Below are 25,630 nucleotides of genomic sequence, written 5' to 3' on the forward strand. Positions count from 1 at the left end.
CCCGACGGGCCCCTCGCCATGCCGCGAAGACGAGCAGCCAGCAGACAGGAAGAGAACATGCCGATCCGGGTGGGCGTCATTGGCGCCGGCGTTATGGGCGCAGACCATATCAGGAACCTTTCCGCCACCGTCAACGGTGCCGAAGTCACCTTCGTGGCAGACCTCGACGCCGGACGCGCGGCTGCTGCTGCGCCGCCGTCGGCCAGGACCACGACGGACCCCTCGGAGTTGATCAACGCCTGCGAGGTGGACGCGGTCGTTATCGCTTCGCACGACTCCACCCACGCCGGACTGGTGCTGGAATGCTTCGAAGCGATGACGCCCGTTCTATGTGAAAAGCCATTGGCCCCTACACTCCTGGAGAGCCTTGACGTAGTGGAGGCCGAAGCGGACATCATCGCGGCGACCGGTGCCAGGCTCCTGTCCATGGGCTTTATGAGGCGCTTCGATCCCGGCTACGCCGCCCTGCGCGAAATCACGCGGCTTCGGAGCCACGGCGAACCACTGATTGTCCACTGCACCAGCCGCACGGCAGCCTCCGGCCCCGGCACCAGCTCGGAAACAGCCATCACCAATTCGGCCATTCACGAGTTCGATATCATCCCCTGGCTGCTGGACTCGCCCATCACCGAAGTTTCATGGCAGGCGGGGCGCAGCTCCCGGCACAGTCCCGGAGAACTGCAGGACCCTGCGTTGATGCTCCTGCGGACGGCCGACGGAACCCTCGCGACCCTTGAACTGTTCCTGAACTCGCAGTACGGCTATACCACCAGGTGTGAAGTCGTCTCCGAGCGTGGCACCGCTGCCCTGCCCGAACCCGCAGCCCTGGTAGTTCAGCGTGAGGGCCATCGCACGGCCGAAATCCCCGCTGACTGGCGCCCGCGTTTCGCCGACGCCTACCGTCTTCAGCTCCAGGCCTGGATTTCCGCCCTCGAAAGGGGCGAGCCCGCAGCGCTCGCCACCGGAGAAGACGGCCTGAGAGCATCGCAGGTTGCCCAGGCCATGATCCGGTCGCTTCACAGCGACGGAGCCTTCACGAAAGTAATCTACTAATGGCTGTTCCCGTCATGCCGGCACCACGCGTCCCGGATTCGAAGGATGCACCCTCCCTGCGGTGGGGCATCATGGGGCCCGGGTGGATTGCAGAGCGTTTCACGGAGTCGGTGCAGGCGCATTCCCGCCAGGTTATTGCCGCCGTCGGCTCCCGCTCTTTGGCCCGCTCCAAAGAGTTTGCCGGGAAGTTTGGCGTGCCGGCCGCATACGGAAGTTACGAGGAACTCGCGGCGGCTCCCGGTATCGACATCGTCTACGTCACCACACCGCACAATTTCCACCACAGCGCCGCCCTGCTCGCCCTCGAAGCAGGCAAGCACGTCCTGATCGAAAAACCCATTGGACTCAATGCCGAGCAGGCACGGGACATCGCCGCGCGGGCCGGATCCGCCGGCGTTTTCGCCGCCGAGGCGATGTGGAGTTTCTTCCTGCCCAAATTCGACGTCATCCGGCAGATCCTCGAAGCCGGGACACTGGGGACCGTGACCACTGTGGTGGCGGAGTACGGCGAGCACTTCGACCGGAGCCACCGTATCTTTGATCCAGAGCTCGCCGGGGGACCGCTGCTGGACCTAGGGACCTACCCTTTGGCGCTCATCACCGAAGTCCTGGGCTCCCCCGATAAGGTGCACGTCATCGGCCAGCCGCATGAATCCGGAGTTAATGCCCAGCTTTCGGCGATCATGCAATTCCCGGGCGGCAGCCAGGCAGCCATGAACACGCAGCTGCATAATGTCACCCCCACGGCCGCCACCATTGTTGGTTCCCAGGCAACGCTGGCCATTGACGGCCCCTTCAACATGCCCGGCGGCTTCGAGCTGCGGTTCCCGGACGGGACACGGCTGCGCCACAGCGAGCCGGCGGGCGGGCACTTCGAGGGCCTGCATTTCGAAGCCGCAGCAGTGGCCCGTTGCATTGCAGCCGGACAAGCAGAAAGCCCCCAGCGTCCACTCGCTGCTTCCATCCGGACGATGGAAGCAGCAGACGAAATCCGGCGCCAGCTCGGCATTAGGTTTCCGGGCGAAGGAAACCCGTCCGCTTAACCGTCGCTGTACACAAACCCGAAAGGATGAGCCCTTGGGTTACATCACCCACAACCCCACGGCAGTCCCGGTCCCGGTACGGATGGGTCGCATCGGCTCCGGCTGGATGGGCGCATTCCATGCGGACAGCGTTGCCCGCCGCATCCCCGGCGTAGTCCTGGCCGCCATCGCCGACCCCAACATCGAGTCCGCCCGGAGCCTTGCCCTGGAGCGGGGCACTGCCAAGGTGACGGCCAGTGCCGACGACATCTTCGCGGATCCAGTCGGCATGGAGGCGTGGGCCAGGGATGACAGCGCCGCAGCCCTCGACGCCTTCCGGACCACCTTTACCGTCTATGCAGAGGAAAAACCATGAAGGAAGTAACGCTTGGCCTGGTAGGCGTGGGCCGGATCGGCGTGATGCACGCCGGCAACATCGCGGGCCTTAACGGGGTTTTGAACCCTAAGGGCATCAACGTCAGGCTCCGGCTCACGGACGTGGCCGAAGAACACGCCCGGAGCGTGGCAGCCGGCCTGGACGCTGAGTTCCTTCCGTCGGTTGACGCCCTCCTTGCCTCCGGCATCGACGGCCTGGTGGTGGCCACAGGCACCGCCACCCATCCTGGGCTGATCAAGGCCGGGGCGGACGCGGGCATCCCGATATTCTGCGAGAAGCCGGTGGCAATGAATGTGGCGGATGCCCTGCCCGTGCTGGATTACATCCGCAGCAAGCACGGCGTGGTCCAGATCGGCCACCAGCGCCGCTTTGATGCCGGCTACCTGGAAGCCAAGCGGGCGTACCAAGCCGGCGAACTGGGCTGGATCCACTCGCTGCGTGCCGTCACCTGTGACATGGCACCGCCTCCTGTGGAGTTCCTGGCCACATCAGGCGGCTTGTTCCGCGACTGCTCCGTCCACGATTTTGACATCCTCCGCTGGCTGACGGGCCGCGAGATCGTTGAGGTGTACGCGAAGGGCTCCAACAACGGGGACCCGGCCATCGGCGCTGTGGGCGACGTGGACACCGCGCTCGCGCTCGTGACGTTCGACGACGGCACCGTGGGCACTGTCTCAGCGACGCGTTACAACGGGGCGGGCCACGACGTCCGCCTGGAAATCCAGGGTTCCAAGGGATCGCTGACGGTGGGCCTGGATGAAAAAACCGCCATGGCGTCGGCCGAGCCCGGCGTGGATTTCCCTTCCGGTGAGCCGCACAGGACCTTCGCCGAGCGCTTTGACCAGGCCTACCGGTCCGAAATGGCCGCGTTCGTTGAGCTTGTCCTTGGCCAGCGGGACAACCCCTGCACACCGGAGGACGCAGTGGCCGCCTCCCGGGTGGCGGACGCCGCCCAGGAATCGCTGGCCAGCGGTGTCCCGGTGAGGGTGGAACACGCCACGGCGGGCGTGCACTGAAACTCCGGGCGCGGGAGCTTGCCGTAGGTGGCTAGCGTCCCGCGCCGGGATCTGAGGAGCTCCGGACCACCAGGGCCGGTTCGAGCTTGCGCGTGACGGAGGGACCGGAACCGGCAAGCCGGTCCAGCATGACCTGCGCCGCCACCCGGCCGAGTTCCCCGGCGTGCTGGTCGATGGACGTCAGTCCAATGAGGGGCGAGGCGGCCAGCTCGATGTTGTCGCAGCCCACGATCGCCACATCGTCCGGGACCCTCAGCCCGTGCGTAGCCAGGGCCTCCATGATGCCTATGGCCGTGAGGTCATTGTGGGCAAAGATCGCGGTGGGCAGCACGGCGCCGGAAGCCAGGAACCGTTCCATGACGTTGCGCCCGCCGCGCTCGGTCATGTCGCTGTGCACCAGCATCGGCTCAAGGCCGAACTGCTTCATCGCGTGCAGGTAGCCTTCGCGGCGGTCGGTGTACGGCAGCCAGTCGGAGATATCCACGTGGGCGATCCGCCGGTGCCCCAGCCCGTGCAGATGCTCCACGGCGAGCGCTCCGGAGCGGAAGTCATCCGTCAGGACCGAATCGACGCCGTCGACCTTTAATTCCCTGGTGATGACGACGGCGGCCGTCCCGCGCAGGGCGGCCTCCAGTTCACCGGCCAAGCCGGTGTAGCCGGCCAGGATGACCCCGTCCACGCGGAGGTCCACGAAGTTCCTCACGGCTTCCAGTTCGGTGCCGGGATCAGCGGAGCCGACGGCGACCATCACCTGGTTGCCGCTGCCGGCGAGGCCCTCGGCAATACCGTCGTAAATGTCTGCGAAGACCGGGTTGTGCAGGTCAAGGAAGAGGACGCCCAGGGTGTTGGTGCGGTGGCTCGCGAGGCGGCTGGCAAGCCGGTTGGGGGAGTAGCCCAGGGCGGCGGCGCTTTCCAGCACCGCCGTCCGCTTGGCGGCCGAGACTTTGGGGGAATCGCGCATCACCAGGGAGACCAGCGCCCGGCTCACGCCGGCTTCGCGTGCCACGTCCTCCATGGTCACGGAGCGGGCGGGGGAAGTCTGCTTCACAAGACCCCACTCTGCCACGTAGCGGTTCTGCGCCGGGACCTCGTTCAGGCTCCGAACGGCAGCCGGGGGTCGATCTCCTGCCCGTCCCACGTCTGGCGAACCCAGCCGTGGTGGGGATCGTCGCTGATGAGCCATTCGCGCACCGGTCCCGGTCCTGCCATTACGTTCAGGTAGTACAGGTCGTAGCCGGGGGCAGCCATCGCCGGTCCGTGCCAGCCGTAAGGAACCAGGACGACGTCGCCGGTGCGGACCTCGGCGGACACGTCGATGGGGCGGTCATCGGAGGCGTAGACGCGCTGGTAGCCCATGGCATCGGCATCGGCCGGGGCAGCTGAGCCGACGGCCACCCGCGTCTCGAAGTAGTAGATCTCCTCCAGGTGGGTCTCGCCGTCCTTTTCCTCGTCATGCTTGTGCGGCGGGTACGAGGACCAGTTGCCGGCGGGAGTGAGGACCTCGCAGACGATGAACCTGTCGGCCTCGAGCGCGGCGGGCGTGCCGAAGTTGTGGACCTGGCGGGAGCAGTTGCCGGCCCCGCGCAGTTCCACCGGCGTCTCGGCGGCAGTCACCAGGCGGGTGGGGTACGAATCCTTCGCCGGTGCCGTGGCAACCGCCACGCGGCCGCCGTCGGCCGAGCTGATGGTGACCCCCCGCCCCGTGCCGGAATAGAGGACGTCGCTGGGGCCGTGGAACACCGATGCACGGCCTTCCAGCTGGTACTCGATGCCGTCCACCGTGACGGTAAAGGATCCATTAAGGGGCACCACAATGCGCTCCTCAGCGGCGGCGGGAAGGACGACGTCGGCCCCGGCGGCGAGGGTGCCCACCTTCAGTCCGGTGTGTGCCCAGCCGTCCACGGCAAGGGAGGAATCGGAGGTCCCGATTGAGACGTCCCATTTGCCGTCGGCGGCGGTGCCCAGGGGGTAGACCCAGTTGGTCATGGAGTTGGCTCCTTGCGTTATCGCTGTACGAGTGTCATTTCAAAGCTGTAGGAATCGCCGCGGTACACGTGGTGCCCGGTTTCCACGCGCCGGCCGGTGTCATCCGTGGCAGTGCGCTCCATGGTGACCAGCGCGGACCCGGGAGCGGTGTCCAGGAGGGAGGCCTGGTAGTCGTTGGCCACCACGGCCCCGATGCGCTGGTTGGCCAGGCGGAAGTTCACGCCGCCGCGGCGCAGGATGGCGTACAGGCCTTCCGCGGCCAGCAACGCTTCATCCATGTCGGTGATGTCGTCACGGACCCAGTTCTCCATAAGCGCCAACGGTTTGCCCCCCACCTTGCGCAGCCGGGTGAAGTGGTAGACCTTGGAGCCCGCCGGCAACTGCAGCGTGGCCAGGGTGGCGTCGTCCGCCTCAACATGGGAGAAGCTCAGGACATCGGTGGTGGGCTTCTTGCCGTTGTTGGTGAGGTCGTCGTAGAGGCTGGAGAGCTCGAGTGGACGGCGCACCTGGCTTGAAACCACCTGGGTTCCTACGCCGCGTTTGCGCACCAGCAGGCCGGACCGGACCAGTTCGTCCATGGCCTTGCGCATCGTGGGGCGGGAAAGGTTCAGCTGCGCCGCCAGGTCAATCTCGTTGTCCAGCCGGCTGCCGGGTTCCAGCACGCCACTGAAGATGGCCGCTTCTATGCCCTGCACCACCTGGTGGTAGAGCGGGACGGGGGAGGAGCGGTCGATGCTGAGACCCAGGTTGTTCGCCACGGTACTTCCCTCATGTTCCTGTTGCGGGGCGCCTTCGCCCGGGTGGGGCGTGAACGGCCGCTTTGCCACTATATGTTCGCTTGATAGGACATACTATCTGTCCTTCGATCCTAGCAGGCGCTTTCCTTGGGTCAAGGGATCGGCCATGCGGCAGGGGATAATGCGCTAGGCGCATTATGTACTGACATTAGAACTTTATGTTGACATGCGACGTTAGAGCGCTCTAACGTGGGTGTTACGCATCACATTCCTGACCGCTACTCCGGTCCCCGAGAGAATCTGAGAGGCAACAATGCTGTTGCAGAAACAATCGCCGACCGTGCCCGGCACCCAGCGCCGCGGCTACCTCGCCCGGCTGACTGTCATCTCCACCCTGGGGGGCTTGCTCTTCGGCTACGACACCGGCGTTATCTCCGGCGCCCTGCTGTACATGAACGACTCCCTGAACATGACCGCCGTCGAGGAAGCCACGGTGGTCAGCGCCCTGCTGTTCCCCGGCGCCGCGGTGGGTGCCCTCACCGGCGGCCGCATGGCGGACAGGCTTGGCCGCAGGGGTTCCCTGCTGGTCTGCGCCCTGCTGTTCCTGTTCGGTGCCATTGGCTGCGCCATCGCCCCCACCGTGCCGTTCATGATCGCGGCGCGCATCCTGCTGGGCCTGGGTGTGGGCGCGGCGGCCGTTACCTGCCCGCTGTACCTGGCCGAAATGGCGCCCGCCCACCTGCGCGGCCGCATGGTCACCATCAACGAGCTCATGATCGTCACGGGCCAGATGCTGGCGTTCGCCATCAACGCCCTGCTCGATGCCCTGATCCACGACACCGAGGTCTGGCGCACCATGCTGGGCATCGCGTCCCTTCCCGCCCTCGCGCTGCTCGCCGGAATGCTGATGCTGCCCGAGTCCCCCCGCTGGTACGCCATCCGCGGCCGCCTCGAGGACAGCCGCCGTGTCCTCAACCTCAGCCGAAGCCCCGAAGAAGCCGCCAGTGAGTTCCAGGAAATTGCGGAGGCTGCGAAGACCGCCAAGGAAGAGCGCGGTCACGCCTGGCGGGACCTGCGGGACAACCCCTGGATGCGCCGCCTTCTCTGGATCGGCATTGGCCTTGCCGTCGTGCAGCAGGCCACCGGCATCAACACCGTGAACTACTACGCCCCCAGCATCCTTGAAAAGAGCGGGCTCGGCGTCAGCGCATCCCTGGTGGCCACCATCGGCGTCGGCGTGACTTCTGTGCTGATGACCATCCTCGGAATCTGGCTGCTCGGCTTCATCGGCCGGCGGAAAATGCTGATCATCGGCTTCTCCGGAGTGGTGGGCTCCCAGGCACTGCTTGCCGTGGTCTTCCTGTTGCCCCAGTCCGACCTGGCCAGCTACACCATCCTCGCCGCCATGATGCTGTTCGTCGCGTTCGTCCAGTGCTTCATCGGTACCTGCGTGTGGCTGCTCCTCTCGGAGATGTTCCCGCTGGCCATCCGAGGCTTCGCCATGGGAATCGCGGTGTTCGCGCTGTGGACGGTCAACGCAGCCATCTCCTTCCTGTTCCCGATCGTGGTGGAAGCGCTTGGTTCCACCGGCACCTTTGGCCTGTTCGTCCTGGTGAACCTCGCGTCCCTGATGTTCGTCAGCAAGTTCGTCCCGGAGACAAAGGGCCATTCCCTCGAGGATCTAGAAGCGCACTTCCGCCACGGCGAAACCGTCCGGGTTCCCGCCTAGCAACTCCACCAACGCGGGGTCAGATTCAACCCATTCCGGTGCTCCGGAGAGACGGTATCTGACCCCGCATTGCTTTAGGTTTAGACGGTGAACCTCTCCGGAAACCTGGGCCCCCACCCGCACAACCTCGAAGTCCAGGACCTGGAGAGCTTCGACCGGCTGCTCAGCGCAGGCGCCCTGGACATGCACGGCTGGCATGCACAGTCCCTGGACCTGCGGGGGAGGACCGCCGCGCTGGAAGGCATGCACGTGGAGGGTGCCATCTTCCTCGGCTGCACGTTCGATGACGGTGCAGAGGACCTGCTCCGGCAACGGGGAGCGCTGATCTTTCCACGGCTTGAGACGGTGCCCTTCAACCCCTACCGGGCCACCCTCTATACGCCCCAGGAGCTCTACGCCGGGCTGCCGCACTCCGCTTATGAGCAGCTTCCGGATGCCCGGATCTACCAATGGAGCATCCACGATGGCCACCGGCACCGGCTGGACGCCACCCTTGCTTCCGCGCTTCATGACCATGCCATCGGCGACGCCCTGGACGAGCTGGCCAGGACAGGGCCCTGGCAGGGCCGTGCCATGGTCGGCGTGATGGGCGGGCACGCCGCGCAGCGTGGCAGCACGGGTTTTGCCCAGGCCGCCCTGCTGGGCCGGCTGCTGGCACAGGACGGTCGCGTGGTTGCCACAGGCGGAGGGCCGGGCGCCATGGAGGCGGCGAACATGGGTGCGTACCTCAGCGAGACGTCCGACGCCGAGGTGCAGGCGGCGCTGGACATGCTCGCCTCCGTCCCCGGGTTCCGTCCCTCGGTGTCCGCGTGGGCGCGCGCGGCCGCTGCCGTCGTCGAACGCTTTCCCGGCGGGACGCCGTCGCTCGGCATCCCCACGTGGTTCTACGGGCACGAGCCGCCCAACTATTTCGCCACGCACATTGCCAAATACTTTGCCAATGCCATCAGGGAAGCCATCCTGCTGGAGCTGTGCAAGGGAGGCATCGTGTTCCTTCCCGGGGCCGCGGGCACAGTGCAGGAAATATTCCAGGACGCCTGCGAGAACTACTACGGCGCGCGGGAAACGGTCACGCCGATGGTGCTGGTGGGCAGGCACCACTGGGAGCACCAGTACCCCGCATGGCCCATGCTCCGCAGCCTGGCAGCCGGCCGGCCGATGGAAGACCATATCTTCCTGGTGGACTCCGTGCAGGATGCGGTGGACGTGCTGCGAAGCCAACCGGGGCCAGGGCTGGCCACCTGAGACCCGGCGGGCATCCGGGTCCGGAGGGTCAGAGGTCCTTGCGGCACTGGGCCTTGCCCAGCTCATACAGCCCGTTGAGGTCTCCGGCGGACAACCCCTCGGGGGTGCCGATTTCCGGGTACATCAGCTGCGTGGGGTCCTCGACATGGTCAAGTCCCATGACGTGGCTGAGCTCGTGGAGGATCACGGCCCTGGCATACAGGTGGCCATCCGGGTTCAGGAGTTCATCGGCGATCTGCGGTGAGTCCAGGTCCAGGCCGCCGGTCACAAAGGCTTTGGGGCCGTCGTCGTAACTGAAGTGGGTGCTGCCGCCGGTGCCGATCACCTTGCCCTTCAACTGCGGTGCTGCTTCCGGGGTTGTCCAGGCGATGAGCAGCGGCGCCCAGCGCTCGCCGTAGGCCTCGGGCTGGTAGGGCGGCCGTTGCGGAGAGGGCTGTTCCCGGGTGGTTCCGTCGTAGATGAACTGGATTCCGGTGGCGGCCGAGATGGTGGCGATCGCCTCCATGATGAGCTGCTGCGCGCCGGCCGGCGCCAGTTCGTCATTGACCACATAGTGCAGCGGCCTGCAGGGCGAATACCCTACGGGGCTGCCGTCCCCGTTGACCGCGAGGAAGCGGTAGGAATCGCTGCCCAGCGGCGGAGGGCTGGCGGCGGCCAGCGGGGCGTCCGACTCCTCGAGTCCCGGAGGCGGCGTCTTCGTCCGGCCCTCAGCCGGGGGTGCCTGGCCGGCCTGTCCCGTGGGGTGGGTATCCTGGTGGCCGCCTGAATCGCCGGCCTTTCCGCCTGGTTGTCCGGTTCCCGGGCCGATGCGGACATCCAGCAGTTCCTTGAAGCGCGGATCGCTGACTGCCACGGCCGCACCAAAAACTGCCGCCGTGGCCAGTCCGGCGATGACCAGGAGCCTGGCTATCCCTCGTGCGCCTCGGCGGACCCTGGCCCGCGCATGGCGGGACCCCTCGCGGCGGTCCTCCACTAGGCTCCGCCCATTAAGATGCCACCGCTAGCCCACCACGGTGCCGAAGACCAGCCCCAGCAGGTAGGTGACTGCTGCAGCGCCGAGGCCAATGGCAAGCTGGCGCAGCCCGCGCGTCAGGGGCGACGTGCCGGACAGCAGACCAACGGTGGCGCCGGTGACCAGCAGGGCCAGGCCCACCAGGACGCCCGCCACCACCAGTGCCGGCACACCTGTCAGGCCGAACACAAACGGCAGGATGGGTACGATCGCGCCGGACGCGAAGAAGCAGAAGCTGGACAGGGCCGCGCCCCATGCTGTGCCTACGGCCTCATGCTGGTCATCGACGTCGGGCAGTTCGGGCTGCAGCGACAAGCTGGGGTCGCAGTCACAGGGCAGCAGGCCGGTGCGCTCGGCCACCCGGTGTTCCGCGGCTTCCTGGGTCATGCCCCGGGCCAGGTACACCAGCAGCAGTTCGTTGTGCTCAAGGTCAAGCTTGGGAGCCGCTACCAGCGTGACCTGCGTGGGCCGCGTTGCCGCCAGCAGTTCCCGCTGGGAACGGACGGAAATGAACTCACCGGCGCCCATGGACATGGCGCCGGCCAGGAGGCCGGCAATGCCGCTCAGCAGCACCACGCTGCTGGCCACGCCGGATGCAGCCATGCCCATCACCAGGGACAGGTTGCTGACCAGGCCGTCATTGGCGCCGAACACCGCTGCCCGGAAAGTTCCTGCCAGGCGGTTGCGCCCCCGTGTTGCCAGTCCGCGGACCACTTCCTCGTGGATCTGCTCATCGGCCGCCATGGCATCCGTGGCGTTGGGGTCCTTGGCATAGGGGGAGCGGCCTTCAGCGCGCTGGGCCAGCGCCAGCACGAACACCGAGCCGAAGTGCCGGGCCAGGAAACCCAGCAGCCGGCTGCGGAGGGATGCACGCCGGGGCTTGCCCGCACGGTCCCCAAGCAGGCCCAGCCAGTGTGCTTCATGGCGGCCTTCGGCCTCGGCCAGGGCCAGGAGGATGTCACGTTCTTCACCCTGGCGGCTCTGCGCCAGGTCCCGGTAAACGGCGGCTTCGGCGCGCTCGTCCGCGAGGTATTGCCGCCAACGTTTGATGTCCGTCGGCGACGGCCGGGACTGCCGGTTCGGCCCGGAAGCTTCCGGTGCAGCCGGAAGGGGCGACGCCTGGGGCGTGGTGTTTCGGTTGTTCTGGGCGTGCGGAGACACGGACACTCCTGGGCTGGATGAAGCATGGTTCGGCCCCATTGCAGTGCCAGCTTACTGCGAAAATCCGCCGGTTTTTGGCAGGTAATCCTCCCTCGGACATTTCGGTCCGCCGTAAATCACGGTCCTGCTCCTGAGGGTGCCGCCAGCCGCTTTCCAGCGCTATTGACCCGTATGCCGGGCGGTGCTGTGATGAAAGTGTGGCGCGGCCCGCGCCCTCACTGAAAGAGCACGTCAGGCGAACAAACGGAGGTTCAATCATGAGCACCACCGGACAGCACCCGGACATGCCGCACCTTGATGCCGTGGAGGCGGACCCCGCCTACGACTACGCCGAGGATGCACCGGTAGATGAGGACGACTGGGACACCGAGGACGATCTCCTGGACGAGGAGGAACCTGTGGTCCAGGTGCCTCCTGTCGTGATCGACGCAGAGGACCGGGTGGTCCCCCTCGAGGACCCCGACGAGGTCCGCGAAGCCGAGTAGGACTGACGACGGCGGCACCTCCTTCGCTGGAACGCTACAGGAGGTGCCGCCGTCGTACTTTGCCGTGGAGCGGTCCGCCGGACCTAGCGGATTGCGGTGGGAACCGGCGCTTCTTCGCTGTCCTGCCCGGCCACCCGGCGCTGCCAGTTGCGCATGACCTGGGGGTCGGTGGGCTTGGTCAGCAGGGACACGGCAATGTAGACCACCGCTGAGGCCAGGAGGCCGTAGTAGATGGGCTCGTTGGCGTAGATGCCGTCCAGCGGCGCCTTGGCGTTGACTTCAAGGATGATCATGGTGCCCAGGGTCACCACGGACCCCACTGCCATGGAGGCCGCGGCGGCCAGGCCCGTGCCGCGCTTCCATACCAGGCCGCCCAGGATTGCCACCAGGAGGCCGCCCACCAGGATGTCGTAGGCGATGGTCAGGGCTGCCACCACGTCCTTGGTGATGATGGCGATGACGATGGCCACGATGCCAAGGGCGAGGACCCACGTGCGGTTGGCTTTGACATCGTGCTCCGGGTTGTCTGTGTCTTCGGTGTTGATCGTCTTGCCGAACCAGCTGGCGACGAAAGGCAGGACATCTGCGCGGGCCACGGTTGCAGCGGCAATGAGGGCGCCGGAAGCCGTTGACATCATTGCGGCCACGGCCGCCGCCAGGACAAGTCCGCCGATGCCTACCGGCAGCAGGGTCTGGGCCACCTCTGCATAGACATCGTCCTTCGCTGCGATCTCAATGTCGGAGAGGGCCACGCTGGCGGCCATGCCGATCAACGCGCCGGCCACACCATAAAGGATGCAGTAGATGCCTGCAGTGGCGCCGCCCCACCGGGCCACCGTGGGGGTCTTCGCCGTGAAGACCCGCTGCCAGATGTCCTGGCCGATCAGCAGGCCCAGTGTGTAGACGACGAAATAGGTGATGATGGTCTGGACGCCGATGCCGTCAATCTGGAAGAAGCTTTCATCCACACGGCTGCGGATGCCTTCAAAGCCGCCCGCAGCGTTCAGGGTGAACGGCAGCATCAGGAAGAAGATGCCTACGGTCTTGATGATGAACTGCACCTGGTCCGCCAGGGTGATGGACCACATGCCGCCTACTGTGGAATAGACCAGCACGATTGCGCCGCCGACGGCGATGGCCATAGCCCGGTCCCAGTCGAAGAGCACCACGAAGATGGTGGCATAGGCGCCGGTGGACGTGGCGCACAGCATCAGCGTGTAGGCGAGCATCACGATCCCCGAGGCTTCGGTGGCCCTGCTGCCGTAGCGCAGGGTGAGCATCTGGGAGACCGTGTAGATCTTCAGCTTCTGGATGGTCCCGGCGAAGAGCAGGCTCAGCAGCAGGACGCCGGCGCCGATGGCCACTACCAGCCACATGCCGGAGATCCCGAACTTGTAGCCGAGGCCTACACCGCCCACGGTTGAGGCGCCGCCCAGGACGACGGCGGCCATGGTGCCCGTGTAGAGGAAGGGGCCGAGGCGGCGGCCGGCAACCAGGAAGTCGCTGTTGTTCCTGGTGCGGGACTTGCCCCACCAGCCGAAGGCCAGCATCGCGAGCAGGTACGCCACCACGATGGCGATGTTGATGACACTTAGGTCCATGTTGGCTCCTTGGAGCGTGTTGGCAGCGGGGCTGCAGCCCGGGTACCGGGGGGAGCCGGACAACTGCTGCGGAGATGGGGAGAGGTTTTCGAGTTATTGCCCTATAGGCAACAATGGTTTTCCTAAGTTAGGCTGTGATGGTGGTAACAGTCAAGGGGGTTTGCCGTCGCCGCGGCGCGTACGCAACGGTCGCGTCACAGGCGGGGCCGGCCATTAGGATTGCTCCAGAGCGGAGCCGGGCGGCCGGCCATGAAAGGTTCGTAGATGAAGGCACTGCCAGTTGAGCCGAGCAATGTTCCGGTAGCCATCGGTTCCAGGATCCGTGCGGCCCGGCAGTCCCAGCGGCTCACCATAGAGCAGGTGGCAGACGCTACGGGCCTGACCAAGGGGTTTCTCAGCCGGGTTGAGCGCGATCTGACGTCGCCGTCCGTCGCCTCGCTCGTGACGCTTTGCCAGGTGCTGTCGATTTCCATCGGCGATCTGTTCGCAGCGCCGGAAACGCACTTGACCAAACGCAACGAGGGGCCAAGGATCTCCTTGGGCGGCGAGGGCATCGTGGAGCGGCTCCTCACCGCCCGTTCGGAGCGGCGCATCCAGATCATCCAGGCCTGCATTGAACCGCATGGACGCGGTGAGTCCGAGCTCTATGCCGTGGACTGCGACGTTGACGTTCTCCATGTGATCAAGGGCAGGATCCGCCTGATCCTCACCAATGAGGAATACGACCTCGGCGCCGGAGACACGGTGACCTTCCCGGGCCGTGAGCCGCACACCTGGATGAACCCCACGGACAAGCCGGTTGAGGTGCTCTGGGTCCTGGTTCCCGCCGCCAGCCGTTAAACCCACAACTAGGTAGCGCTAAGTGTCGTTTTGAGCGTTCAAAACGACACTTAGCGCTACTCAGATGGGTGAGGCTCCGTAAACATGCGGTGCACATAGGAAAACCCGGGTGTATGATGGCAGTCACAACAGTCCCTCAACTCCTCGAAGGAGAGGCCTCCAGTGGAAGAGCTGCGCATCGAAGCCAACGGCAACCTAGGCCCCATTGATTCATCCCGCATCCCGCGCTACGCGGGCGCTGCCACCTATGCCCGGCTGCCGCGGCTGGACCAGGTGGCCAAAGCCGATGTCACCGTGGTGGGCGTGCCCTTCGATTCGGGCGTCTCCTACCGCCCGGGAGCCCGCTTCGGCGCCAACCACATCCGGGAAGCCAGCCGGCTGCTGCGCCCCTACAATCCGGCATGGGACGTCAGCCCCTTCGAGAACATCCAGGTTGCCGACGCCGGGGACATGGCGGTCAACCCGTTCAACATCAACGAAGCCATCGAAACCATCCAGCAGAATGCTTTGGACCTCACCGCCGGAGGCAGCAAGCTGGTGACCCTCGGCGGTGACCATACGATTGCCCTGCCGCTTCTCCGCGCCGCGGCCGAGCGGGCCGGGGGCCCGGTGGCGATGCTGCACTTCGACGCGCACCTGGACACCTGGGACACGTACTTCGGTGCCGAATACACCCACGGCACCCCGTTCCGCCGCGCCGTCGAGGAGGGCATCCTGGACACGGAAGCCATCAGCCATATCGGCACCCGCGGCCCGCTGTACGGCAAGAAGGATCTCGACGACGACCATCGCTTCGGGTTCGGCATTGTCACCTCCGCGGACGTCTACTACCAGGGCGTCCTGGAAACCGTGGCCAAGGTCCGGGACCGGATCGGCAACCGCCCGCTGTACATCTCAGTGGACATCGACGTCCTGGACCCGGCCCACGCTCCCGGCACCGGCACGCCCGAAGCCGGCGGCATCACCAGCCGCGAGCTGCTGGAGATCATCCGGGGCTTCCGCGGCATGAACCTGGTGGGCGCCGACGTCGTGGAGGTGGCCCCGGCCTACGACCATGCCGAGATCACCGGCGTAGCCGCCAGCCACGTCGCCTACGAACTGGTCACCCTAATGGCGGACAACGCCGTGGAAGGAAGCCGCTTCGGCTCGGCAACGGGATACGCCGCCCAGGCGCTCGGCCAGGAGGTCCGCCGGCCGGCAGGCTTCGCACCGGCGGGCAAGGAGTAGCGGTGATGGTCGAGCACGATCCGGGCAGGGCGGCTGTGCCGGCAGGGAAAGGTCCGGGTACGGGTGCGCGCAACGGCGGGGACCTCGTCGTGGAAACACTGGAAGCGCTGGGCGCGAAGACGGTGTTTGGCATCCCCGGGCAGCATGCGCTGGGACTGTTTGATGCAATGGGCCGGGGCAACCTGCAGTTCGTTTCCTCGCGGGTGGAGAACAACAGCGCCTTCGCTGCGGACGGGTATTCGCGGGCCACCGGTGAAGTGGGTGTCCTGTTCCTTTCCACCGGTCCAGGTGCGCTGACGTCCCTGGCCGGGCTGCAGGAAGCCTATGCCACCGGCGTGCCGATGGTGGTGGTAGCGAGCCAGATTCCGCTGGAAGGCCTGGGCGCCCGGCGCAAGGGCATGCTGCACCAGCTCGATGACCAGAAGGCCTCGGCCGCGAACGTGACGAAGAGCCAGCGGCTGATCCAGCACGCGTCCGGCATCCCGTCCGCCATCCAGGATGCGTGGACCGAGGCAATCTCCTCGCCCCAGGGGCCGGTGTGGCTCGAGGTTCCGCAGAACGTCCTGCTCGATCCGATCATGGTGCCGCCGGTGGAGGACGCCCTCGCTGAAGCGGCGGACAACCCGCCGCGGGTGGAGCTGGTCCGCGAAGCGGTGAAATGGCTGCAGGCCGCCGAGCGCCCGGCCATCATTGCCGGCGGCGGTACCCGCCGGGGCCGGGCTGAGAAGTCGCTGCTGTCCATTGCGGAGAAACTGCGTGCCCCCGTGATCTGCACTCCGGGCGGCAACGGCGCGTTCCCCTGGAACCACGAGCTCTCGCTGCAGTCGTGGATCGAGGACCGCTACATGACCGACGTGCTCGAGGATGCCGACGTGCTGGTGGTGATCGGCTCGTCGCTGGGCGAGGTCACGTCCAACTACTTCACATTCGAGCCGCGCGGCAGGATCATCCAGATAGACGCCGAACCCCGGGTCCTGGAGTCCAACCGGCCAGGACTGGGCATCCGTGCGGACGCCGGCCAGGCGCTGGCTGCCCTGGACGAGGCGCTGGAGGTGGAGCCGGCCCATACCAGGCCCAACTGGCACGGCACCTCTCCGGAGGACCTGGTCCAGGAGTCCTTGGTGAAGGTCCGGGCGCGCCTGGAGTCCCAGGACCTCGCGAAGGAACTGAAGTTCATGGCCGACATCCGGGAAGCAGTCCCGGCGGACATGCAGACCTTCTGGGACATGACCATCGCCGCGTACTGGGGCTGGAGCTGCTGGGACGCACGGGAGGGCCAGTTCCACTCCGCCCAAGGCGCCGGCGGCCTGGGCTACGGCTTCCCGGCGGCGATCGGCGCCGCCGTGGGGCTGGAAACAGTCGGCAAGCCGGGCCGGGTGCTCGCCGTCTCCGGCGACGGCTCGTCCATGTACTCCATCTCGGAACTGGCCACGGCGAAACAGCACAACGTGCCGGTCACCTGGCTGATCGTGGACGACGGCGGCTACGGCATCCTGCGCGAATACATGGTGGGCGCCTTCGGCAAGGCAACCGCCACCGAACTGGCCCGGCCGGACTTCGTCAAACTCGCCGAAGCCTTCGGTGTGCCGGCCACGAAAGTTGCCCCGGAGGACGTGGGGGAGGCGCTCAAGGCGGGCTTTGCCGGTGACGGGCCCAACGTCGTCGTGGTGGAAACGCTCCTGAAGATGTTCGCCCCAACCCATCTCCCCGCATAGGGCCCACTCAACCGAATACGCAGAAAAAGGGTCCCGGCCTCCGCAAGGAGCCGGGGCCCTTCGTCATCCCCATTAGCCCTTTAGTTTCCTGAAGCAATCAAACAGGTATATAGTTGCTTCAGGCAAACAAGTAAGGAGTGCCTGTAGCAATGGCAGTTGCACCGGATACGGCGGCCGATCTCGTCTACCAGATCTTCGATCTCCAGCGCGCGGTGCGTTGCATCGCCGCCGCCGCAGTCCGCGGGCAGGAGACCGGAGTCGCACTCCAGGGCGTCCTCCGGTTCGTGGGAGAGGGGGAGTCGCGCGCCACGAGCCTGGCCGAGCGGCTGGGAGTCAGCGCGCCGGTCCTCAGCCGCCACATCGCGGACCTGGAGGAGCACGGCCTGGTGGTCCGCAGGCAGGACCCCGACGACGGACGGGCACAGTTGGTTGCCCTCACTCCCCTGGGAGCGGACAGGCTCCGGAGCATCGAGGAGCAGCGGACGGCAGCCCTGCAGGACTACCTGCGGGACTGGAGCGAGGAGGATGCCGGCAACACGGCGAAAACCCTGCACAAGCTCACCGAATCACTCAGGAAATCCGCCCGGGCAACGGCGGCCGGCACCATCACCACCCCCTAGGAGCAAACCCATGGCAACCACAGCCGCCCCGGCCACCATGCCGAATGCACCCGCTGCACCGCCCGAAATGTCCCACCGCCAGATCATGGAAGCGCTCACCGGCCTCCTGGCCGCCTTCTTCACGGCGATCCTCAGCAGCACGATCGTGGCCAACGCCCTGCCGACGATCATGTCCGACCTGCACGGCACCCAGACCGACTTTGCCTGGGTGATCACCGCCGCGCTGCTGGCCAACGCCGCCACTACGCCCATCTGGGGCAAACTTGCTGACCTCTATGACAAGAAGGTCCTGGTCCAGCTGAGCATCATCATCTTCGTTGCAGGGTCCGTCATGGCAGGACTCTCCGACACCATCCCGCTGCTGCTGGGTGCGCGGGTCATCCAGGGCGTTGCCATGGGCGGCCTCACGGCATTGGCCCAGGCCATCATCGGCACCATGATCCCGCCGCGGAACCGCGGGAAATACTCCGGCTACATGGGCGCGGTCATGGCGGTCGGCACCGCCGGCGGACCGCTGCTGGGCGGCTTCATCGTGGACAGCCCGCTGGGCTGGCGCTGGACCTTCTTCGTGTGCGTGCCGCTCGCCGTCGTAGCCCTGATCCTCCTGCAGGTCACCCTCAAGATCAGCCACGTCCGCCGGCCCGCCACGATCGACTGGCTCGGTTCCATCCTGCTCACCTCCGGCGTAAGCCTGCTGCTGATCTGGGTCTCCTTCGCCGGTAACCCCGCCTACTACGACTGGATCTCCTGGCAGTCCGCCCTCATGGTGGGCGGCGGAATGCTCCTGCTGGCATTGCTGGTCCTGGTGGAATCCAAGGTGGAACAGCCCATCATCCCGCTCAAAATCATCTCCGAACGCACCACAGCCCTTGCCATCCTCGCCTCCGTGGCGGTGGGCGTGGCGATGTTCGGTTCCTCAACCTTCCTGGGGCAGTACTTCCAGGTGGCCCGCGGCGCCACCCCCACCGAGGCCGGACTGCTTACCCTGCCCATGATCGCCGGCAACCTGGCGGGCTCGGTGGCATCCGGACTCCTGATCAGCCGCACGGGAAAGTGGAAGGGCTACCTGATCGCGGGATCCATCCTGCTGATCGGCGGGCTGGGACTTGCAGGGACCATGGACCACAGCACGGAGCTCTGGCACGCCGGAATCTTCACAACGGTGCTGGGGCTTGGCCTGGGCATGCTGATGCAGAACCTTGTGCTGGCGGTGCAGAACACGGTCCGGGCTGCGGACATTGGGACGGCCAGCGCCTCCGTGGCGTTCTTCCGGTCCGTGGGCGGGGCCATTGGCGTCTCTGTCTTGGGCGCCGTCCTGGCTAACAGGGTCAGCGAACTGGCCACCCAGGGACTGGCAGCGGCCGGTATCCCCGTCCAGGGCGGCGCTGCGGGCTCCAGCATGGACTTGGCGCACATGCCGGAACCCGTCCGCGACATCATGCGGGCCGCCTACGGTGACGCCACCGCGGAAGTGTTCCTGATTTCCGCCGCCGTGGCCGTCGCCGCCCTGGTGTCCGTGCTGTTCATCAAGGAAAAGCCGCTGCGGCGGACGGTTGACATCCAGCCGGCGCCGGAACAGGCGCGGAAGCAGGAAAGCTCGACGGCGGAGCCCGCCCCGGCGGGCAGGTGACACCAGGGGCGTACTTCCCGCGCTCCGCGATGCCGATACGATTCTGGTCATGGAAAAGGGCAAGATCGTGGATGCACAGTTGATCACGCAGGAGGCGCCCGCGCAGCAGGACACCCCGGCGCAGCCGGAATCCACGGGCGGCCGCCGGATCGAGGTGCTGGTGCCCATGCGCTGGGGTGACATGGACGCATACGGGCACATCAACAACGTCCAGATCGTCCGGATGCTGGAGGAAGCCCGGATCGCAGCCTTCGGCCCGCCGCGGGGCGCGGGGCTGCCCGGCATTGAACCCCGCGTCTCACTCTTCAACGATGTCCCGGACGGGACCATGGCCCTGGTGGTGGACCACAAGATCCGGTACGTCAGGACCCTTGAATACCGCAACGTTCCGGCCGTGGTCCTGGTGTGGATCGGGGCCGTCAAGGGGGCGAGCTTTGATATCAACTACCTGGTCCAGGACCCGGTCACCCGGGAGGACTGCGTGAAGGCAAGCAGCCACCTTGCGTTCGTGGACGAAGCCACGGGCCGGGTGCAGCGGCTTACTCCGGAACAGAAAGAACGGCTGGCACCGTTCACTGCCTGAGCCGTCTTGCGGCGGCAGGGCACTGCCACCCATTGCGCAGCGGGCGCCTGCACCGGAAACTGAAACCCCAACCAAGGAGCAGAGAACATGGCCAAGAAAAAGACCTGGAAGGAAATGACTCCGTCGGCCAAGGCAGGCACCATTGTGGTGGGCATCGTGCAGATGTCCCTGCTGGTGGCAGCCCAGCGCGATATCTCCAAGCGCCCGGCCGCAATGATCAACGGTCCCAAGGCAGCCTGGCGGGCGGCGTCCTTCATCAACTTCATCGGTCCCATGGGCTACTTCATTTTCGGCCGGAAGAAGCCCGTCACCGCCATGTGAGCCAGGCCAAGACCGGCCGTTCACCGTCTGTTGAGCGCCCGTCCAGCTTGACCCTGTAAATTTGAATCCATGACCCCCGCCTCCACTGCTGCCATGACCCGCGCCCTCGGCATATCAGAGGAGATTGAGGACGCAGCATGGTTCGTACTGGGCCCGGGGCTGCTGGGGAAACCGTCGGCCCTGGATGGCCGAACCTTGACGTGGACCGGGGACGCGGCCGCAGAGCTTCTGGAGCGGCTGGAACGCGGGACGCCTGACCCCAAGGCCCCCATGATGACCAACCTGCGGCAGAACCTGGACGGCGCCTCCAGGGAAGCGAAGCAGCTGGCCGTCGAACTGTTGTTCCTGCAGTCCCTTCCGTTGGCCCATGAGGTGAAGTCACTGAAGGTCAAGCGTGCCCGCGTGGCCGAGGCTGCTTCATGGCTGGAGCCTCCGCTGGAACTGCCCGACGAGCTCTACGAGGGCATGACGGACCACGGTGTCATCAGGGACCGAACCGCCGAGTTCAACTGGACCATCTGGGACCACCTGAAATGGCTGTGCCGGTTTGTGCAGCACGTGGACCAGCAGCCCACGGCGGCCATCGCGGCGGCGCTGCAGGACCCGCTCGAGTTCCACCGGCTGGCGGCCGCAACCCCGGACGACCAGCCCGCAATCCGCCGCAGCATCGAGTTCCTCACCTGCCCCAGCTACTTCGAGCCCGTGGTGGCGGACGTGGAGCGGCAGGAGATCCGGGACGCCTTCGCGTCGCTGGTGGGCGGCGCGAAGGGGGATGCCGAAGAGGACATCACCGCTGACATCCACCGTATCCGCCTGCACCTGGATGAGCAGGCCGGCCAGCGCATCGACTGGTACTCCCGCCAGCTCGTCAGCCAGTGGCGCAAGGTGGGCGACCCCGGCCGGCGGGCCTGGCTGCTGCGCACGCACAGCGACAACACCGAGCTCCTTACCGCCTGGCAGGGCGAGGAAAAGGCGACCCTCGACGTCGAACACCTTCGACTGCTGGACCCCGGCGTTACCGCCGGACTGGTCCAGCACGCCGTGGACGAGGACTACAAGCACCTCAATTACGTGGAGCGCGAGGACACCAAGACGGCGGTCTTTGCCTTCCTGACGGTCATGAAGCCGGGGGACCTGGTGCTGTACCAGCACGCCGGCACCGTGAGCCTGGGGGTTGTGCTGGGGGAACCCGAACACAACGACGACAACCGGCGCCTGCGCCGCAAGGTCCGCTGGTTCGACGAGGGACACACCACCACCAGCCTTCCCCGGCACGTCCAGCGGCAGCTGGCCACCCCCGGCATCGTCGTGGATGTGACCAAGGTGGTGCAGGCGCTGCAGGCACTTCTGCCGGCAGAGGCGGAAACAGAGCCCGACGACGGCGCTGAAGCGGCCGCCGTCGTACCTCCCGTCCAGGAGGGCTTCCGCCCGCTGACCCGCGAGTTCGCGGACTCGCTGCACATGGAGCTTGAGCCGCTCCAGGAGATCGCCGAGCTGCTGGAGGAGAACCGGCAGCTGGTCCTGTACGGCCCGCCCGGGACCGGCAAGACCTACCTGGCGAAGCACCTCGCCGCCGAACTGGCGGACGACACCACGGACGAGCGGGTCAAACTGGTCCAGTTCCATCCCTCCTACGCCTACGAGGACTTCTTCGAGGGGTACCGCCCGGACAAGACCGACGAAGGCCAGGTCTCCTTCAAGCTGGTGGCTGGGCCGCTGCGCCGGCTCGCGGAGGAGGCGGCGAAGCCCGGCAACGAAAACAAGCCGTACTTCCTCATCATCGACGAGATGAACCGCGCCAACCTGGCCAAGGTGTTCGGCGAACTGTACTTCCTTCTGGAATACCGGGACGACCGGATTTACCTGCAGTACAGCCCCAACGAGCCGTTCACCCTGCCGGACAACCTGTACATCATCGGCACCATGAACACCGCGGACCGTTCCATTGCCATGATGGACGCGGCCATCCGGCGGCGATTCTCCTTCATCGAGCTGCACCCGCAGACCGAGCCCGTGAAGGGCTCCTTGCTGCGGTTCCTCCAGGCGCGGCAACTCGACCTCACGCCGGCACTGCTGCTGGATGCCCTGAACAGTGCGATCGACGAGTGGGACCGGGACCTGATGATCGGGCCGTCCTACTTCATGAAGCCGGCTGCCCAGACCCCTGCCGGGCTGCGCCGGATCTGGAAGTACGAGCTCATGCCGCTGCTGGAGGAGCACTACCACGGCCAGCTGACCCGGGCGCAGCTCGAGGAGCGCTTCGGGCTGGACCAGCTGCTGGGACGCCTTGCGGGCCGCTGACCCCGGCACGTCTGTCCGGCACCTGGTGCTGGACGAACTGTCCCGCGGCATCGTGGAGCGGCTGGACCCGGCCAGCGCGTCCTTCCTGAATTCCAGCGGCCTGGCCAAGGCATCACCCATGGGCCTTGGGCTGTACCGGATCGAGCCGGTGGGCAAAGTGGGTTCGGTGCGCACGGCCACCGTGCAGCTCGACGTGCGTCCCAAGGACCGGCTGGGGCTCAGCCGGCTCCTGTTCCTGCTCAGCTACGCCGGCGAGCAGGGCTTCCGCCCCGATTCGGTCTCAGCCCTGGAGGACCGGGAGCTGTGGAGCGCGCTGGCGGAGTCCTTGGCGCAACTGGCCGAACGTGCCCTGGGCCGCGGCGTGCTGCAGGGCTATCTCACCGTGGATGAATCGCTCCGGACGGTCAAGGGCCGGATCCGGATTTCGGACCAGATTTCCCGGCGGCCCGGCATGCTGGTGCCCCTGGAGGTGTCCTATGACGAGTTCACCGAGGACATTGCCGAGAACCGGATCCTGCGCGCCGCTTTGGAGCGGATGGGCCAGGTGCCGCGCGTCCGCCCCGAGGTGTTGAGCAGGCTGCGCCAGCTCAAGGGAAAGCTCGACGCCGTTACGCGCCTCCCGGCAGGAGCACCGCTGCCCCGGTGGAAAGCCACCAGGATGAACGTCCGCTACCACGCGGTGCTGCGCCTGGCGGAGCTGATCCTGCGCAACGCCTCCGCGGAAGCCGGCGAAGGCACGCAGCAGACAGCCTCCTTCGTGGTGGACATGTCCCGGGTGTTTGAGGATTTCGTGGGCACGGCGCTGCGGGAGGCGATGTCCGCCTACCCGGGCGAACTCCGGCTCCGGTTCAATGCGCTCCTGAGCGAGGCGGTGCATGACGCTGACCGGCTTTCGGTGCGCCCGGACGCCGTACACCTCCTCGGCGGCCGGCCGGTGGTGGTGTACAACGCCAAGTACACCGCGGCTTCGGATACTGGCGCTTCCCTGACCGCGGACCACTACCAGATGCTGGCGCACTGCACCGCGCTGGCGGTGCCCACCGCTTGGCTGGTCTACGCCGGGACGGGGGAAATGAAGCTCCGCCGGATCCTCAACACGGACATCGATATCATTGAATTCCCGCTGGACCTGTCCAGGCCGCCGTTGGAAATCCTCGCGTCCGTCCGGGAACTCGCCCGCCAGTCCTGGGGTGAGGTGGTCCGGCAGTCCACTCCGTGAGGGCTAGACCGGAACCCGGAACGTGAAGGTGGTCCCTTCGCCGAGGGTGCTGTCCACCCCGATGGTTCCGCCGTGGGCCTCGATGATCGCCTTGCTGATCGGGAGGCCCAGGCCGACACCGGGGATGGCGGTCCGGCGGACCGTGCTGGAGCGGAAGAACTTGGCGAAAACCTCGGAGGCGTCCTCGGGGCTCATACCCATGCCGGTGTCGGTGATCCGGCAGGCCAGGTGCCCGTCCTCCTGCTCCAGGGAGACCAACACGCTGCCGCCGTCAGGGGAGTACTTGATGGCGTTGGACACCAGGTTGTCCAGGACCTGGGAGATCCGGGCACCGTCCACGTGGGCCTCAAGCCGTTCAGGGGTCTGCGCCTGGAGCGCCACCCCCGCGTCTGTTGCCCGGGGCGTGGCCGAGGAAACGCTGGACCGCACCAGTTCGGCGACGTCCACGGCCTCCGGCGTGACGATCAGCTGCCCGTTGCGGCTGGACAGCAGGTCCGAGACCAGGGTCAGGAGCCGCTCGGAGTTCCGGCGAAGAATCTCCAGCATCTGCCGCTGCGCCTCCGTCGGTTTGTCAGCCAGCAGGAGTTCCACGTAGCCCAGGATGGAGGTCAGCGGGGTCCGGAACTCGTGGGAGACGCTGGCAACAAAGTCGTCCTTCGCCGTCAGGGCGTTCACCAGGTCCGTCACGTCGCTGAACGCGACCACCGAGCCGGCGAAAGCGCCGTCGTGGTCCTTCATGGCGCGCGCGGTGGTCACGACGGCGCGCTGGTCGCTGCCGGCTCCCAGCCAGACCAGGTAATCAGTGAAGGTTTCACCCAGGACGGCGCGGCGAACCGGCCGTTCCTCCACGGGAACCAGCGTTTTCCGGTCCGGCCCGAATACCAGCAGCTGGGACTCGTTCGGGTCGGCGATCTCCTTGGGCCGGGCCAGTTCGTGGTTTGCCCGCTGCTTCCTGTTCATCAGGACATCGTGACCGTCCGCGTCCACGGCAAGGACGCCCAGATGGACAGTGTCCAAAACGGTATTGAGCAGTGCCTCCTGGCGCTGGCTGGTCCGAAGGTTCGCCTGCAGCTGGGCGTCCTTTTCCTCAAGTTCCCGCTGCTGCCGCATCATGCTGAGGGTCAGTACGCTCACGGATGTACCGATTCCGAGCACTATCACCGGAACCAGCAAAGAACGCGCCAGGTCCTGGGGCGAAAAGTTCCCCTTCAACAGCAGCGGAACCCAGATGATGGCCAGCGGCCCCAGGAAGGACAACCACAACGCCGCCCTGGGATAATATCCTGACGCGCACAGCCAAATCACCGGGAAAACGGCCAGCAGGGTGATGCCCGCCAGGCTCTCCTGCCCGCCCTGCCGGCCCACCCCGATGGAGACAAAGTCCAGCAGCGGAATGACCAGGAAGCTCGTGTAGGGCAGCCGCTCCCACGGAACCAGGTAGCAAAGGCCCATGATGGCCAGCTGGGAGATTACGAAGGCGGCAAAGAGTGGATTGTCCATGGTGCCCGGGAAGAAGGCCCACACCAGGAACACCGTCAACAACGTGGTGATGAACAGCGGCATCTGGCTCAGCCCCACCCGCTGGGTCAGGCTGTACTCGTGAAAGGGCCGCCGGAAAAACCTCAACTTACCCGAAGCCCAGGCCACTGGAGCGGTCATGGCGTGCACAGGTAGGGGAGCGGGGTGAGTGGAGCCATACCAGCAGGATATCGGCAGCCAGCTATACTTCT

General features: G+C 66.3%; 23 protein-coding genes. 16 read left to right on the top strand and 7 right to left on the bottom strand.

What is annotated here, in order from left to right; all coding sequences use genetic code 11:
* The first annotated feature begins 57 nt into the window (after window positions 1-57).
* Genes Q9R30_RS08780 through Q9R30_RS08795 form a run of 4 tightly spaced genes read left to right on the top strand, consistent with a single transcriptional unit; the run spans window position 58 to window position 3,488 of the window.
* A complete protein-coding gene (locus tag Q9R30_RS08780; protein WP_311217351.1) occupies window positions 58-1,053 on the top strand; it encodes a Gfo/Idh/MocA family oxidoreductase in 996 nt (331 codons plus the stop codon).
* Entirely contained in the window at window positions 1,053-2,096 is a 1,044-nt protein-coding gene (locus Q9R30_RS08785; RefSeq protein WP_311217352.1) for a Gfo/Idh/MocA family oxidoreductase, read from the top strand. The genes Q9R30_RS08780 and Q9R30_RS08785 overlap by 1 nt, the downstream gene beginning before the upstream one ends.
* A gap of 34 nt (window positions 2,097-2,130) precedes the next feature.
* Window positions 2,131-2,451: a hypothetical protein gene (locus tag Q9R30_RS08790; protein ID WP_311217353.1), complete on the top strand. Its 321-nt coding sequence runs from the start codon at window positions 2,131-2,133 to the stop codon at window positions 2,449-2,451.
* A complete protein-coding gene (locus Q9R30_RS08795; protein ID WP_311217354.1) occupies window positions 2,448-3,488 on the top strand; it encodes a Gfo/Idh/MocA family oxidoreductase in 1,041 nt (346 codons plus the stop codon). Before Q9R30_RS08790 ends, Q9R30_RS08795 begins: the two co-directional genes overlap by 4 nt.
* Window positions 3,489-3,519: 31 nt before the next feature.
* On the opposite strand, the gene Q9R30_RS08800 is transcribed toward Q9R30_RS08795, so the two are convergent.
* The 3 genes from Q9R30_RS08800 to Q9R30_RS08810 are packed head-to-tail and all read right to left on the bottom strand — an operon-like array spanning window position 3,520 to window position 6,232.
* Complete coding sequence (locus Q9R30_RS08800) at window positions 3,520-4,536, bottom strand: LacI family DNA-binding transcriptional regulator (RefSeq protein WP_311217355.1); 1,017 nt, start codon at window positions 4,534-4,536, stop codon at window positions 3,520-3,522.
* Between the two features lie 44 nt (window positions 4,537-4,580).
* Window positions 4,581-5,474: a 5-deoxy-glucuronate isomerase gene (iolB, locus tag Q9R30_RS08805; protein WP_311217356.1), complete on the bottom strand. Its 894-nt coding sequence runs from the start codon at window positions 5,472-5,474 to the stop codon at window positions 4,581-4,583.
* Window positions 5,475-5,491: 17 nt separating this feature from the next.
* The gene (locus tag Q9R30_RS08810) at window positions 5,492-6,232 is read right to left on the bottom strand and encodes a GntR family transcriptional regulator (protein WP_311217357.1); all 741 of its coding nucleotides are present in this window, start codon (window positions 6,230-6,232) and stop codon (window positions 5,492-5,494) included.
* Between the two features lie 319 nt (window positions 6,233-6,551).
* Between Q9R30_RS08810 and Q9R30_RS08815 the strand changes: the two genes are divergently transcribed.
* Complete coding sequence (locus Q9R30_RS08815; protein WP_311217358.1) at window positions 6,552-7,940, top strand: sugar porter family MFS transporter; 1,389 nt, start codon at window positions 6,552-6,554, stop codon at window positions 7,938-7,940.
* An 87-nt stretch (window positions 7,941-8,027) separates the two neighbouring features.
* Window positions 8,028-9,185 (top strand): Rossmann fold nucleotide-binding protein, encoded by a 1,158-nt coding sequence (locus Q9R30_RS08820; RefSeq protein ID WP_311217359.1) that lies wholly within the window; start codon window positions 8,028-8,030, stop codon window positions 9,183-9,185.
* A gap of 28 nt (window positions 9,186-9,213) precedes the next feature.
* Here Q9R30_RS08820 and Q9R30_RS08825 read toward each other — a convergent pair whose 3' ends face one another.
* Both Q9R30_RS08825 and Q9R30_RS08830 read right to left on the bottom strand, forming a co-directional pair.
* Entirely contained in the window at window positions 9,214-10,158 is a 945-nt protein-coding gene (locus Q9R30_RS08825) for a matrixin family metalloprotease (RefSeq protein WP_311217360.1), read from the bottom strand.
* A gap of 27 nt (window positions 10,159-10,185) precedes the next feature.
* Window positions 10,186-11,358 (bottom strand): VIT1/CCC1 transporter family protein, encoded by a 1,173-nt coding sequence (locus tag Q9R30_RS08830; RefSeq protein ID WP_311217361.1) that lies wholly within the window; start codon window positions 11,356-11,358, stop codon window positions 10,186-10,188.
* A gap of 257 nt (window positions 11,359-11,615) precedes the next feature.
* Between Q9R30_RS08830 and Q9R30_RS08835 the strand changes: the two genes are divergently transcribed.
* Window positions 11,616-11,843: a hypothetical protein gene (locus Q9R30_RS08835; protein ID WP_104996929.1), complete on the top strand. Its 228-nt coding sequence runs from the start codon at window positions 11,616-11,618 to the stop codon at window positions 11,841-11,843.
* An 83-nt stretch (window positions 11,844-11,926) separates the two neighbouring features.
* Here the strand turns inward: Q9R30_RS08835 and Q9R30_RS08840 are convergent, their stop codons facing one another.
* Window positions 11,927-13,444: a sodium:solute symporter gene (locus Q9R30_RS08840; RefSeq protein ID WP_311217362.1), complete on the bottom strand. Its 1,518-nt coding sequence runs from the start codon at window positions 13,442-13,444 to the stop codon at window positions 11,927-11,929.
* A 264-nt stretch (window positions 13,445-13,708) separates the two neighbouring features.
* Here Q9R30_RS08840 and Q9R30_RS08845 point away from each other — a divergent pair, with 264 nt between their 5' ends.
* The 9 genes from Q9R30_RS08845 (at window position 13,709) to Q9R30_RS08885 (ending at window position 23,900) form a co-directional block, all read left to right on the top strand.
* Window positions 13,709-14,284, top strand: coding sequence for a helix-turn-helix domain-containing protein (locus tag Q9R30_RS08845; protein ID WP_104996931.1), 576 nt, complete (start codon window positions 13,709-13,711; stop codon window positions 14,282-14,284).
* 162 nt (window positions 14,285-14,446) lie between these two features.
* The gene (gene speB / locus Q9R30_RS08850) at window positions 14,447-15,511 is read left to right on the top strand and encodes an agmatinase (RefSeq protein WP_104996932.1); all 1,065 of its coding nucleotides are present in this window, start codon (window positions 14,447-14,449) and stop codon (window positions 15,509-15,511) included.
* Between the two features lie 5 nt (window positions 15,512-15,516).
* Window positions 15,517-17,226: a thiamine pyrophosphate-binding protein gene (locus tag Q9R30_RS08855; protein WP_311217363.1), complete on the top strand. Its 1,710-nt coding sequence runs from the start codon at window positions 15,517-15,519 to the stop codon at window positions 17,224-17,226.
* A 149-nt stretch (window positions 17,227-17,375) separates the two neighbouring features.
* On the top strand, window positions 17,376-17,846 hold the full coding sequence (locus tag Q9R30_RS08860; protein WP_311217364.1) for a MarR family transcriptional regulator: 471 nt from the start codon (window positions 17,376-17,378) through the stop codon (window positions 17,844-17,846).
* 10 nt (window positions 17,847-17,856) lie between these two features.
* Entirely contained in the window at window positions 17,857-19,476 is a 1,620-nt protein-coding gene (locus tag Q9R30_RS08865; protein WP_311217365.1) for an MFS transporter, read from the top strand.
* Window positions 19,477-19,642: 166 nt separating this feature from the next.
* The gene (locus tag Q9R30_RS08870; protein ID WP_104999627.1) at window positions 19,643-20,059 is read left to right on the top strand and encodes a thioesterase family protein; all 417 of its coding nucleotides are present in this window, start codon (window positions 19,643-19,645) and stop codon (window positions 20,057-20,059) included.
* An 87-nt stretch (window positions 20,060-20,146) separates the two neighbouring features.
* Complete coding sequence (locus tag Q9R30_RS08875) at window positions 20,147-20,380, top strand: PLDc N-terminal domain-containing protein (RefSeq protein WP_104996935.1); 234 nt, start codon at window positions 20,147-20,149, stop codon at window positions 20,378-20,380.
* A gap of 69 nt (window positions 20,381-20,449) precedes the next feature.
* Window positions 20,450-22,681, top strand: a complete 2,232-nt coding sequence (locus Q9R30_RS08880; protein ID WP_311217366.1) for an AAA family ATPase — start codon at window positions 20,450-20,452, stop codon at window positions 22,679-22,681.
* The gene (locus Q9R30_RS08885) at window positions 22,668-23,900 is read left to right on the top strand and encodes an McrC family protein (RefSeq protein ID WP_199775328.1); all 1,233 of its coding nucleotides are present in this window, start codon (window positions 22,668-22,670) and stop codon (window positions 23,898-23,900) included. The genes Q9R30_RS08880 and Q9R30_RS08885 overlap by 14 nt, the downstream gene beginning before the upstream one ends.
* 3 nt (window positions 23,901-23,903) lie before the next feature.
* Here the strand turns inward: Q9R30_RS08885 and Q9R30_RS08890 are convergent, their stop codons facing one another.
* Window positions 23,904-25,559: a cell wall metabolism sensor histidine kinase WalK gene (locus tag Q9R30_RS08890; RefSeq protein ID WP_104996937.1), complete on the bottom strand. Its 1,656-nt coding sequence runs from the start codon at window positions 25,557-25,559 to the stop codon at window positions 23,904-23,906.
* Window positions 25,560-25,630: the final 71 nt, after the last annotated feature.

This window comes from Arthrobacter sp. AB6, assembly GCF_031844545.1.
GTDB lineage: Bacteria > Actinomycetota > Actinomycetes > Actinomycetales > Micrococcaceae > Arthrobacter.